This is a genomic window from Lysinibacillus sp. GW247-5R2A (genome assembly GCF_059424475.1).
Map to the genome: position 1 here is coordinate 89732 of NZ_JBWKZL010000010.1, position 12629 is coordinate 102360.

Sequence of the window (12629 nt, forward strand, 5' to 3'; positions counted from 1 at the left end):
CTCTTCCTTTTTATCTAATCAGCAGCACGGGCTTGGATCATTAAGACACACATATCATCTGGTTGATTGTTTTGTTTGTCCTTAGGTAATAGGTTGTCGATGAGAGGTTGAGCATAGTCCCATTTAGAGGATGTTAGCGTTTGCAAATGCTTTTCGGATTCTATTTCACAAGGTCCCATTGCCTCTAAGACACCATCTGTAAACATAACAATTTGTACATTTTTTTCGTATTGTATATATTGTTTTTTGACATTAATTTCATCGAAAAAGCCGACTGCACAGCTACCTTGATTTAATGGAACACAAGTTTCCTCATCAATTAATGCGTACCCCGCAGGATGACCAGCGTTTATGTATTCGATTGTTTTTTGTTTCGTATCAATCACTAAATAAATCGCTGTGAAATAATAAAGATTTTCATCCTTGCCATCTTGCAAGAGGGTCATATAACGATTCAGCTCTTTAATAACAAGTTCAGGGTCGTTTAATTGTTTAACAGCCTCTCTTAAAACTGAGGAGATAAACATACAAACTAGCGCTGCAGATATACCATGGCCCATCATGTCCAATAAAATAATGGCGTAACGATGATCATCTATTTTATGCCAATAGTACATATCACCTGCCAAGTTAGAGGATGGTAGGTATGAGACTTCTAGACGAATATCCTTTTCATTTAACGGTGGACTAAGCAGGCTTCTTTGCACATGAGTAGCTAAATCCAATTCGTATTGTATTTTTTTTTCATGTTGAGTGTGCCAATCTAATTCAGCTTTTAAACGTAGGGCAACTCGTATTCTAGCAAGCAATTCCGTTTTATTAATCGGTTTTGTAATATAATCTACACCCCCGATATCTAATGCTTCTGCGAGTTTGTTTTTATCTTCGAGCGCTGTAACAAAGATGATTTGAATATCTCTTAATCTTTCAATTTGTTTAATACGTTTGCAGGCCTCTATACCATCTACTTCAGGCATCATAATGTCCAATAAAATTAAATCAACTGAGCTTCCGGTTGGATTTGGTTCATTTAATTGTAAATAATCAAATAGCTCATTAGCAGATGAAAGAGAAACACAGTGCTCATAACCTGCATTTTTCAGTATTTTTTCAATGACAAATAAATTGACTTGATTGTCATCTACTAGAAGAATGGTCATAGTTATTTCCCCTTACTCTAATTGAATTGTGCAGATTATTATTCGTGTATATAAATTACTTCCAACTTTATTATTATACAAAACATTAGAGGAGAAAGGTATTTTCGCGATTTGAAAGAAGAGCTTTCAATCATAAATTTTCAATTTATCATTTTTAGAGGCTGGTATTTTAGCTTTTCTAAATCCTTGATATATATCAAAGGCATTGGCTAAAACAGCAATGATCATACTGGCAAGTAGGATCTTATCTATTATAGAGGAGACCTTGGCTGTGTTGCTTTCTACGATTGCGGCAATGTAAGGAATAGAAGCACTATGGATAAAATCTTGATGACCAGCGATGACAATAAATACAATAGTTCCCGCACCTTGAAGCAATGCATTGATGATAGCAATCGTCATGGTCCATTGCCCGGTACGCCATTTTAAAAATGTTAAAGCAAGACTAAGAATGACACAGAGCATAAAGAAGAGAGCATAGGATTGTAAAATAGTTTGATTAAAGATGGGCATAACGAACTTTAAGCTACCATTCCCATTTGTTGTATAAATACCTAAAAGACGATTGGCATTCCAATAAACAAAGGTAAAAATAATAACCCCTACAAAGCTAAAAATTATATCACTTAAAGTGATGAGTTTGTCTTTAGGAATGGTTTTCATTTTTAAACTTTCAGGTGTCCACTCCTTGGGGGCATTCAGGAAAGGCAATAATTGAATTTTATCCGCATTAGAGCGTTCCATGACGATGAAAAAAATGGTGATCCAAAACAAAACGTGAAATGATACAGAAATAATGGCAACAATGGTCATGGAAAATGCTGAAATGATAGTGGAGAGCAAGGCTTCTTCTCCTGAATAGAGGAAAATTCTCTGAATTACTTGAACAATGATTGTTATAAAAATTGCCCAAGGAAAAACGAGTTTAATGGTTCTAGTGTATGGTTCAAACACGTTTGGACCAATTAAATAACGTGGCGTATCTTGATAGCTTGCTGCCACTTTTGCAGGGCTCCCAAGCTTTTTTAGCACTTCCATTATATCTGCTTCTGAATATGGCTCTGGCAACATATCTTCAATAGTAGCTTTTAGCTCAAGCTTTATGTTTTCACGTTTATTTTTATGTAGTCTTTTAGTTACTTCATCGATATACGCATCAATTAAAGTCATTTCTTTATTCCTCCTTTAATCATGTTCATTGTTCATTCATATGACGTGGTAATATATGTTATTATGGGTGGAAAATGAATATGAACGACATATCCTACTTTGAAAATGGAGGGGAAACCATGAGAATGGTAGAGAGATTAGTAAAAGAGCAGGATTTTTTAACTTTTGCGAGTATTGTTGTAGGAGCCTACCCTGGAAGAATGAACGGAGCTCAGATAACAAAAGAGCAGTTAAAAAATCTTTTTATGGATAATCAAAATCATGATGAATCCCTAAATTATTTTGGACTTTGGGAAGATGACAAACTAATTGGCGGCATGCGATTACATGATTTTCAAATGAACCTTTTCTCTAAAATGATACCGATTGGCGGAGTAGGGCTTGTTGCAGTTGATTTACTACATAAAAAGGAAAAAGTTGCGAAGGAGTTAATCCATCAATTCTTTCACTTTTTTTTAGCAAAGGATATTCACTTTGTCGCTTTGTATCCGTTTAGGCCCGATTTTTATAAGAAAATGGGGTTTGGATATGGACCGAGAATGTATCAATATTTAGTAGAGCCCTTAAGCTTTCCTAAAGGCCCAACGAAGAAGCACCTTACATATTTAACAGTGCAAGATCAGAAGCAGCTAACAGATTGTTATAACAGGGTAGCGTCTCAAAAGCATGGAATGTTTCTTAAAACAAAATCAGAGCTTTCCTTTATTTTTAAAAACGACGAAAACTATGTGATTGCGATGAAAGAGGATGATAGCGTACAAGGCTATATCGTTTTTTCATTTGAAAAGCAAGGTGAGAGTAATTTTATGTTGAATAATTTAGTCATTAAAGAATGGGTATATGAGACACCGCAGGCATTGTTAGAGCTGAGTACATTTTTAAACAGTCAGGCAGATCAGGTAAACCGCATTGAGTGGAATACACAAGAAGACAATGTTCATTTCTTTTTAGGCGATGTCAGAAATGGTACAAATCATTTAATTCCTAGTGTTTACCATGAAAATGCCGTGTCAGGGGTTGGACTGATGTACCGTATTATAAATGTAAAAGGTTTTTTTGAAGAGTTAACGACACACCATTTTAATGGTGTAACACTGACATTTAAATTAACCGTTTCGGACTCATTACTTGCTGAAAATAATCAGCAACTCATTATCGAGGTGGTTGAAGGAACGATAAACATTATTGAAAGTGGTCGCTATGATGTAGAAGTAGTTGTAGATGTGGCTGAGCTTTCCTCACTGGTAATGGGAGTCATAACGGTACAAGAACTGTATATGCTGCAGCAAATAAAAATCAGTCAGGAGCAATATCTACAGGCTTTACAGCAATTTTTCTTTGTATTTGAAAAGCCAAAATGTACGACGGCATTTTAGAATAGTTGTGCTGACCTAATGTTCCTTTTTCATAAATAGAGATGATCGTGTTGGTCTTTCAAGTGGTGTAATATTAATAATAAAGTAACTAATGATGAGTATGAGAATAATAACGGAATAGATTAACGTATTAAGAGGATGATCGTGCTCAACGATAATTAATCGAATCATGGCTGTGATACCTATATATATAAAGTATCGAAGCGGAAAATGATAATCCTCTTTAAAATATTTAATAATCATCGTAATGAACTCAAAGTACAAGAAGAATATAAGGATGTTGGCTAGGAATAGCTTGTAATCGCCACCTTCCTTAGAGAAGAGCAATATTTTAAGAAATTCTATTAGCTCCTTAAAGAGTAAAAACGCTAGTATGAGGGCTAAGAGGACTAGGCAAACATTCAGAAAAAGTTGCAAAGACTTTGGTACAGCTTTAATGAGCTGTATATAGGTTGAATTTTTTTGATTCATATAACTCCTCCAATCGGATTTGTATAGTGAGCCTAAACATATTTATCATATGGCAAAATACGAGTGTATTATGATATGAATATAACAAATTGTCGTAAATCTTTCTTTTAGAAATTGTAAAGTTTTGGTATTTTTTGTGAAAGAAAGTTTTTAAAATAATTTAGTGGTATGCTAAAATAGATGTGCATGAATATAAAATTTAAAAGGGGTTTTTGAAATGGCAAAATCAGCAAAAACAGATGCGAAAATTACACCAGAGCGTTTAGAAGAAGCGTTAGTTGTTCGTGATCGTCTTATTATCGAGCTACTTGTTCAAGTACTTGATGAGAAGCTAGTAATTGAACGCCCAGTATTACGTGAGCGTGTAGGAAACCTTGTAGATCTTTCTAGCTATGATGCAGAACTAAAGGAAACAATCCACGCAGTTATTAACAAACTATAATGTAAAGAAGAATGCTACGACCATTTCGTAGCATTCTTTTTTATAGGATGTCACATGTCATGTAAAGCGTTCTACTAATTCATACATACGCTCTGCCTCTGAATGGAGCTCCTGTGAGGAGTGCATGATAGACGTAACGGCTGACTTCTGTTCATCAATAGATGCATTAATTTGCTCTGTTGCAGCAGCAGATTCTGTGGCCACGCTCGCTATTTCGTTAATAGCATGAATGACCACCACACGGTTTTCTGCCATTTCACTCATACCCTCATTAAGAGAAACAAGGTGCTCGGTTATATCCTGAATAGAATCGGCTAGGAAAGTAAAAGCTCCTTTTACTTCTGTAATCGACATTGCCTGACTTTGTGAAAGCTGAAGAGTGTGTATCATTTTTGTATCTGAATTGACCGTATCAATCTCAATGCGCTGTAATAGATTTTTGACACGATTAGTTGCTTCATTTGTATCCTCTGATAAATTTCGTACTTCTTCTGCTACTACAGCAAATCCTTTACCGTGTTCACCTGCACGAGCGGCTTCGATACTTGCATTTAGCGCTAATAAATTTGTTTGCTCTGAAATGGAAGTTATTGTTTGAACTACTTGATGAATTTCTTTCATCTGATTTGTTAAACTTGAAAAATTAGTTCTTAACTCTTCGATTACTTGCGTGAATTCATGAGAATTTTGCAGTAATAGATCTACTTTTTGTCTACCATGTTCTTGTGATTGATTAATAGTATTCATATTTTCGGTAATGTCCTTATATTTACTTGTAGCATTGGAAATCAGAGATGATAGTGTTTCCACTTTACTACTAGCCATTTCAGCTTCCTCTGCCTGCACAACAGCCCCTTTAGAAATGTCGTTGATAGCTTGATGGATTTCATCAGCTGAGGCGGTCGTTTCCTCTGTAATCGCACTAAGCATTTCTGAAGAAACTCTCATTTGGGAGGCACTATCCTTTGTATTGTTGACCATCTCATGCAAGCTTTGCTTCATATTATTGACATTATTCGCTAGTGTGCCAAGTTCATCCTTTGTCGTAATGGGAATGTCCTCTCCTGTGAGCTTACCTTGCGCAATATCCGATGTGATCACCATAATTTTTCGTATGTAGGCGGTCATCTGTCCAGAGAAGAACCAAAAAAGCACGACACCAATTATAGTAGCTAGGATGGTTGTACCAAGTGTGTAAACTAAAACATTTTTAGTGCCTGCATTAAAATCCATTTCATATGTACCAGCCGCGATAATCCATCCCCAATGCTTGTCCATTTCAACATAAGTAATTTTTGGAGCAACAATATCTGGATTGGAGGGTAGGGCCCAGTCATACCGCACATATCCGCCACCTGCTTGTGCCGTTTCAATCATTTCCTTTACAAAATAACGTCCATCACTCGTTTGTAAGTCGGATATATTTTGACCTTCAAGAGAGGGGTGAGTTTCAACCATACCATTGTCCTTAAAGGCATAGAAATAAAAATTATCACCGTATTTTACAGGGTTATCGATTGATCGCTTTTGATCTTCAATTTTATTACCAACAATCTGTGTTCTGGCACTTTCCTGTGCTTCCTCTAACGTTAATTTTCCATTTTGAACCTGGCCATCTAATTGTGCAATTAATTCAAGTATGCCTAGAGTACCATTCTTAAGACTTTGTCTACCTACCTGATCCATCTCGCCTTTTGCTACAAAATAATTCACTGTTCCAACCAGCACTGTAGATATGAGAATAACAATAATGGCTAAAGCGACCAACTTATTACGTACTGATTTAATCATAGAAAAGACCTCCGTTCCTCTAAAGTAATACAGTATAGTTATAGTATAATATAAAATTATCTAATAAAATAGAAAATTCTGATAATAAATAGAATAATTTTGTTTTGTATTGTAGGCACGGTGTTTATAAAGAAATGGGGATAATGAAATGATCTAAAAAACCCCACTTCAGATTGTTCTATCCTGAAGTGGGGTTGTAACGTATTAGTACACTTTATCTCCATTGAAGATAGAGTTTTTCACGATTACATAATCAACATTTCGAATAGCATCTAGCTTTGTGCCACCTGCATAAGAAATAGAAGATTGTAAGTCTTGCTGCATTTCAATTAATGTATCTTTAATATTTCCTTTATGCTCAACATACATTTTCTTTCCTTCGACGTTTTTACGTTCGCCTTTTTGGAATTCTGAAGCAGAGCCGAAGTATTCTTTTACCTTTTTACCCTCGACTTCGATTGTTTGACCAGGTGACTCTTCGTGACCCGCGAATAAAGAACCGATCATTACCATTGAAGCCCCAAAACGTACAGACTTAGCAATATCACCGTGTGTACGAATACCACCATCAGCAATAATTGGCTTTGTAGCAGCTTTTGCACACCAACGAAGTGCAGCTAACTGCCAGCCACCTGTACCAAAGCCTGTTTTAATTTTAGTAATACATACTTTACCTGGTCCAATTCCAACTTTTGTCGCATCAGCCCCAGCGTTTTCAAGCTCACGTACTGCTTCTGGTGTTCCCACGTTACCAGCAATAACAAAGCTATTTGGTAAGTGTTTTTTAATATGCTGAATCATACGAATAACAGCATTAGAATGGCCATGTGCAATATCGATTGTAATGAAATCGGGTACAACATTTGTAGCTGCTAATTCTTCAATAAACGCATATTCTTCTTCTTTTACACCAACACTAATTGAAGCAATTAAATCACTGCCATGCATATCTTGAATAAAGTTAATACGTGCTTCTGGTTGGAAGCGGTGCATGATATAAAAGTAACCGTTTTCAGCAAGCTTCTTAGCAAGAGTTTCATCAATAATTGTTTGCATATTAGCAGGTACTACAGGAAGTTTAAAAGTATGCCCTCCTAAAGTAACGGAAGTATCACATTCTGAACGGCTTTCTACGATACATTTTGCGGGAATTAGTTGAATATCTTCATAGTCAAATACGTTATCCATTATATACACTCCTAAAATACGAATATTTTTAAAGATTTATTTTAAATTGTTCGCCATTTGGTAATTTACATGATTTTTGAGGAAATGTCAAAGCTTTTGCTAAAATAAATAAAAAATTTGAAGATAAGGCTATATTTCTTATGTTATAGATGAATTATTTATCTTTTAGTTTGTGTTATGATTTATAATCCATGTACAATATAATTGTTTCAAAAAATGTCAAGGGAGTGTTGGAAATGGCGGTAGAGGTATATTTAGTTTTTAACGGGAATTGTCGAGAAGCTGTAGCGTTTTACGAAGATGCGTTTAGTACGGACAAGGCTGAAATTATGACGTTTGGGGATTCACCACAAAACCCTGATTATCCATTACCAGAGGAAGCAAAAGATCTTGTTATGCATACACGACTTTCCGTATTCGGTAGTAGAATTATGTTCTCAGATACATTTCCAGGCTCACCATATGCGGTTGGAAACAATGTTACATTAGCAGTTGTTTCTGATGATGAAGAGCAGATGCGAAAAGCATTTGATAAGCTTAAAGATGGTGGGAAAGTTGTTATGGAGCTTCAAGAAACTTTTTGGAGCAAATGTTACGGCTCCCTTACAGATAAATTTGGTGTAGAGTGGCAGTTTAGCCATGAGGTAAATGAATAATTAATATAATTCAAAGCACGGTGATCATTCACCGTGCTTTATTTTTAGTAATGAAAACGATTGACATAGCCCTGTAATTCATCCGCCATATCGAGTAATGCTTTAGAAGATGATGCGATTTCCTGCATCGAGGACAATGTTTGTTCAGTTGAAGCGGCTACTTCTTCAGATGCCGCTGCATTGAGTTTAGCATGATCCGATAGTTCAATGGCCGTTGCCGAAACCTCTTCCACTACAGCAGACATTTCCTGAGCAGAAGCCGATATATCCTCCATTTTAGGAGCAATGTTTCGTAAGCTCTCAATAATACTTATAAATTTCTTCTTTGTGTCCTCAGACAGCTGTAAGCCATCTTGGACATCTGCAGAAGCCTTCATCATGGTTTGAACAGATTTAGCCGTATCTTGTTGAATGCCTGTAATTAGCGTGGCAATTTGTTCTGCTGATTGATGAGATTGTTCTGCCAATTTACGTACTTCATCTGCCACAACTGCAAAGCCTTTGCCATTTTCGCCAGCTCGTGCAGCCTCAATCGCTGCATTCAATGCAAGAAGATTTGTTTGGTCTGAAATGTTACTAATAATCTCGATGATGGAGCCTATTTCTTTTGTACGATCGAATAGTGATTTAATCATGCTATCGGACTGTGCTACAGATTCATGGATGGATACCATTTGATTCACCGATTGTTCGACAGATTGTCCACCCTCCACTGCTAAATGGATAGCCTGACTGGATAGATCAGAGACTTGTAGTGCACTATCTGCTACCTCTACAACTCCTTTTGCAATTTCCTCTATGGAAATGGCATTTTGATCGATTCCTGTTGTTTGTTTTTCTGTACTGATAGCTACTTGCTGCATTGCCTCTGTCACTTGTTCAGAAGCAGCGATATTCTGCTCCGCATTTGCTGAAAGACCTTGTGCAGCAGTTTGAACATGCTGAGAGCTTTGATCAACATTGCGAATGAGCTTTTTTAAGTTTACTTTCATGGAGACAAATGCCTCACCAAGCTGTCCAATTTCATCCTTCGTATGAATATCAATATATTCCGTTAAATCCCCATCACTTATTTTTAATGCGCTCTGCTGTAATCGCTTAATAGGGCTAACAATGGATTTAATCATAGCCAGCATAAAAATAATGCCAACAATAATAGAAACGGCAATGATTAGTAAGGTGATAGTAAAGGTTGCGGAGGCAGCATCTGTAGCCTCTGCGGTAAACATTGTTCCGATAACCTTCCATCCTGTCAGTTCGTTTGTCTCAAAGCGTAAATGTTGTTTTTTTTCAATAATGATGCCTTCCTGCTGTTCATAAACCTTGGATATATATTTTTCTGTGGCTTCGGTTCCACTTTCTTTATCCCTTTGTGCTACATATAGCTGATTACTATCCAGTATGGCCGCAAAGCCAGTTTTCCCAATACGTGTATCATCTGTTAGTGCACTTAGCACAGAGATATTTAAATCTAAGGCAATAACACCTGAATCATCAGGGAGAGCTTGCATAACGGTCACTACGATATTATTTGTAGATTTTGATAGATAAGGAGAAGTGATTGATGCATGTCCCTTGTTTTCAATTGCTTCCGTATACCAAGGTCGAACACGCGGATCATAATCGCTAGCATACTCATGGACAGGTGCATCTATCATGCCACCATCTGCAGTACCTATATAAAGCAATTCTACCTCCGGGTGTGTATGAACGTATTCTTGGAAAAGATTATTCAATTCCTGACGATTCTTTGGCTGTAAATGAGATAGATTTAACTTTTTTGCAAAATATTCAATATCATATACTTTAGGCGCAATCATATTTGTAATATTGGTATTAAGCATTCTGACACTTTCCATAGCACTTGCTTGTTGCTCATTTAAAATTTGACTTTTAGTACTTTTAAAGGAGGTATAGCCGATCATAAGTGCAGGAACGAGAAGGATGACTAAAAATGAAAAGATGAGTTTCTTTCTTAAACTAAGTTGTTTCATAGGGTATTCCTCCTTAATATGTCATGATAAGTTTGTAGATCATGGGACAACGAAGGCTAATAATGGTTATACATGGAATTAGTCTTTCATGTTGTAATCTGATTCTAAGAGGAAAAGGGAGAATAATCAACATAATTTTCTGAAAAATCTGGAAAATAAAGTTATGTTTTGGGGATATTTATAGAAAAATGTCCTATTTTGTAGTTTTAGACAAAAGAAAAATCTGGGCTCAAGGACTGCTTAACCCAGATTTTTAAATGAGGTACCTTAATAGTGAAAACGATTTACATGACCCTGTAATTCATCAGCCATATCAAGTAACGTTTTAGCTGCAGAGGCTATGTCCTGCATGGAGGATAAAGTCTCTGCAGTTGAAGCTGCAACCTCCTCTGTAGCGGCTGCATTTAATTTAGCATGGTCTGATAGTTCAATGGCTGTAGCAGAGACTTCCTCCACGACTGCTGACATTTCTTGAGCGGAAGCCGAAATATCCTCCATTTTTGGTGCGATGTTTCGAAGGCTTGCAATAATATTCGCAAATTTTTTATTCGTTTCCTCCGTTAGTTGTAAGCCATCTTGGACATCTGAAGATGCTTTTACCATTGTTTGTACAGATTTAGCGGTATCTTGTTGAATAGTCGTAATGAGTGCAGAAATTTGTTCTGCTGAGTGATGTGATTGCTCTGCTAATTTTCGAACTTCATCGGCCACTACGGCAAAACCTTTTCCATGCTCTCCTGCTCTTGCTGCCTCTATAGCAGCATTCAGCGCAAGTAAATTTGTTTGGTCTGAAATCGCACTAATCATTTCCAAAATGGAGCCGATTTCTTTTGTGCGATCATAAAGTGTCTTAATCATTGTATCTGATCGTGTAACAGACTCATGAATCGAATTCATCTGCCTAACGGTTTGTTCGACAGCTTGACCACCTTCCTCTGCCAATTGGATAGCATGGCTAGAAAGATCAGATACCTGCATAGAACTATCTGCAACTTCGACAACCCCCTTAGCAATTTCCTCCACGGAAATCGCATTTTGGTCAATAGCAGTAGTTTGTTTCTCTGTACTGATAGCCATCTGTTGTACGGCGTCAGCAACCTGCTCAGAGGTAGCAATATTTTGCTCAGCGTTTGCAGATAAATCTTGAGCAGAAGTTTGTACATGCTGCGAGCTTTGGTCCACGTTGCGAATCAGTTTTTTCAAGCTTACCTTCATAGAGATAAAGGCTTCACCAAGTTGTCCAATTTCATCCTTGGAATGAATGTCTATAAACTCAGTTAAATCGCCTTCACTAATTTTTAAGGCGCTATGTTTCAGCTTATTAATGGGATTAACAACAGATTTAATCATAAAGAGCATAAAAATCACACCAACTACAATTGAGACAACAATGATGATTAAGTTGATATTTAATGTGGAGGCAGCTGCTTTTGCTGCTTCTGCGGTAAACATTGTACCAATAACCTTCCAACCAGTAAGCTCATTAGTAACAAACTGTAAATGACGATCTCTATCAATAATCGTCCCGCTTTCTTGTTCATAAACTTTCGCGATATAGTTTTCTGTTGCCTCAGTACCACTTTCCGTATCAGGCTGAGCAATATAGATTTTATTGTTATCTAAAAGAGAGGCATAGCCCGTTTCGCCGATGCGTATTTCATTCGTAATGTCGCTTAATGTAGAAATATTTAAATCTATTCCTAATACACCTGAACCATCTGGTAGAGCTTGAGTGATGGTAATGACCATATCGTCTGTAGATTTTGAAACATACGGTGCGGTAATTGAGACTTGGCCATTATTTTCTAAGGCCTGCTTATACCAAGGTCTTGTACGAGGATCAAAGTCATCCGCATACACTTGAACAGGTTCATCCAGTAGTTTCCCTTCAGCAGTACCAATATAAATAAGGTCAACCTCAGGGTGCATATTCACATATTCCTGTAGAAGAGATTTAAGCTCAGGAATTTTATTTTCCTGGAAATAAGATTGATTAAACTTTTTTGAGAAATATTGTACATCTTTCAATTTTGGTTCAATCGTGTTCGTAATATTTGTATTAAGTATGCGCACGCTTTCAGTTGCACTAGCTTGCTGTTCTTCTGAAATTTGCTTTTCAGCGCTTTGGTACGACACTATTCCAATTAACAGTGTTGGAATGAGAAGCATTGCTAAAAACGAAAAAATAAGCTTTTTTCTTACACTTAGTTGTTTCACTTGTATTATCCTCACATAACATTTTTTATTCTATACTTTTCCCTATAAGGTAAATAATTCTCATTCTAACAGAAATAAAGTAAAAGGTAAGCCCTAAAAGATATTATTATCAATTTTTAGAAATTTCGCTAAACAGATTTGTTAGAAGCTATATAATGTTTTGA

10 protein-coding genes are annotated in these 12629 nt (G+C 36.5%); 3 read left to right on the plus strand and 7 right to left on the minus strand.

Annotation, left to right across the window (positions count from 1 at the left end; translation table 11 throughout):
- Positions 1 to 14: 14 nt before the first annotated feature.
- Both AC07YC_RS15855 and AC07YC_RS15860 read right to left on the minus strand, forming a co-directional pair.
- Positions 15 to 1160 (minus strand): SpoIIE family protein phosphatase, encoded by a 1146-nt coding sequence (locus tag AC07YC_RS15855; protein ID WP_008177860.1) that lies wholly within the window; start codon positions 1158 to 1160, stop codon positions 15 to 17.
- Between the two features lie 126 nt (positions 1161 to 1286).
- Positions 1287 to 2330 carry an HAAS signaling domain-containing protein gene (locus tag AC07YC_RS15860; RefSeq protein WP_336636303.1) on the minus strand — a complete coding sequence of 348 codons (1044 nt, stop codon included), beginning with the start codon at positions 2328 to 2330 and terminating at the stop codon, positions 1287 to 1289.
- Between the two features lie 119 nt (positions 2331 to 2449).
- Here AC07YC_RS15860 and AC07YC_RS15865 point away from each other — a divergent pair, with 119 nt between their 5' ends.
- Entirely contained in the window at positions 2450 to 3706 is a 1257-nt protein-coding gene (locus tag AC07YC_RS15865) for a GNAT family N-acetyltransferase (protein WP_336636304.1), read from the plus strand.
- Positions 3707 to 3721: 15 nt separating this feature from the next.
- Here AC07YC_RS15865 and psiE read toward each other — a convergent pair whose 3' ends face one another.
- Positions 3722 to 4177: a phosphate-starvation-inducible protein PsiE gene (psiE, locus tag AC07YC_RS15870; RefSeq protein ID WP_008177855.1), complete on the minus strand. Its 456-nt coding sequence runs from the start codon at positions 4175 to 4177 to the stop codon at positions 3722 to 3724.
- A 217-nt stretch (positions 4178 to 4394) separates the two neighbouring features.
- Here psiE and AC07YC_RS15875 point away from each other — a divergent pair, with 217 nt between their 5' ends.
- Positions 4395 to 4619, plus strand: coding sequence for a hypothetical protein (locus AC07YC_RS15875; protein WP_008177853.1), 225 nt, complete (start codon positions 4395 to 4397; stop codon positions 4617 to 4619).
- A 57-nt stretch (positions 4620 to 4676) separates the two neighbouring features.
- Here the strand turns inward: AC07YC_RS15875 and AC07YC_RS15880 are convergent, their stop codons facing one another.
- On the minus strand, positions 4677 to 6410 hold the full coding sequence (locus AC07YC_RS15880) for a methyl-accepting chemotaxis protein (protein WP_494919856.1): 1734 nt from the start codon (positions 6408 to 6410) through the stop codon (positions 4677 to 4679).
- A 204-nt stretch (positions 6411 to 6614) separates the two neighbouring features.
- Complete coding sequence (gene guaC / locus AC07YC_RS15885; RefSeq protein WP_336636306.1) at positions 6615 to 7598, minus strand: GMP reductase; 984 nt, start codon at positions 7596 to 7598, stop codon at positions 6615 to 6617.
- A gap of 236 nt (positions 7599 to 7834) precedes the next feature.
- On the opposite strand from guaC, the gene AC07YC_RS15890 reads away from it, so the two are divergent.
- Entirely contained in the window at positions 7835 to 8254 is a 420-nt protein-coding gene (locus tag AC07YC_RS15890; protein WP_069483167.1) for a VOC family protein, read from the plus strand.
- Between the two features lie 44 nt (positions 8255 to 8298).
- Here the strand turns inward: AC07YC_RS15890 and AC07YC_RS15895 are convergent, their stop codons facing one another.
- Both AC07YC_RS15895 and AC07YC_RS15900 read right to left on the minus strand, forming a co-directional pair.
- Positions 8299 to 10248 carry a methyl-accepting chemotaxis protein gene (locus tag AC07YC_RS15895; protein WP_494919857.1) on the minus strand — a complete coding sequence of 650 codons (1950 nt, stop codon included), beginning with the start codon at positions 10246 to 10248 and terminating at the stop codon, positions 8299 to 8301.
- A 267-nt stretch (positions 10249 to 10515) separates the two neighbouring features.
- Positions 10516 to 12465: a HAMP domain-containing methyl-accepting chemotaxis protein gene (locus tag AC07YC_RS15900; protein WP_494919858.1), complete on the minus strand. Its 1950-nt coding sequence runs from the start codon at positions 12463 to 12465 to the stop codon at positions 10516 to 10518.
- Positions 12466 to 12629 lie beyond the last annotated feature (164 nt).

Bases quoted from the DNA above. Each gene is read 5' to 3' on its own strand.
- AC07YC_RS15875 (WP_008177853.1), top strand. From the start codon at position 4,395: ATGGCAAAATCAGCAAAAACAGATGCGAAAATTACACCAGAGCGTTTA.
- AC07YC_RS15890 (WP_069483167.1), top strand. From the start codon at position 7,835: ATGGCGGTAGAGGTATATTTAGTTTTTAACGGGAATTGTCGAGAAGCT.
- AC07YC_RS15865 (WP_336636304.1), top strand. From the start codon at position 2,450: ATGAGAATGGTAGAGAGATTAGTAAAAGAGCAGGATTTTTTAACTTTT.
- AC07YC_RS15855 (WP_008177860.1), bottom strand. From the start codon at position 1,160: ATGACCATTCTTCTAGTAGATGACAATCAAGTCAATTTATTTGTCATT.
- AC07YC_RS15860 (WP_336636303.1), bottom strand. From the start codon at position 2,330: ATGACTTTAATTGATGCGTATATCGATGAAGTAACTAAAAGACTACAT.
- psiE (WP_008177855.1), bottom strand. From the start codon at position 4,177: ATGAATCAAAAAAATTCAACCTATATACAGCTCATTAAAGCTGTACCA.
- guaC (WP_336636306.1), bottom strand. From the start codon at position 7,598: ATGGATAACGTATTTGACTATGAAGATATTCAACTAATTCCCGCAAAA.
- AC07YC_RS15880 (WP_494919856.1), bottom strand. From the start codon at position 6,410: ATGATTAAATCAGTACGTAATAAGTTGGTCGCTTTAGCCATTATTGTT.
- AC07YC_RS15895 (WP_494919857.1), bottom strand. From the start codon at position 10,248: ATGAAACAACTTAGTTTAAGAAAGAAACTCATCTTTTCATTTTTAGTC.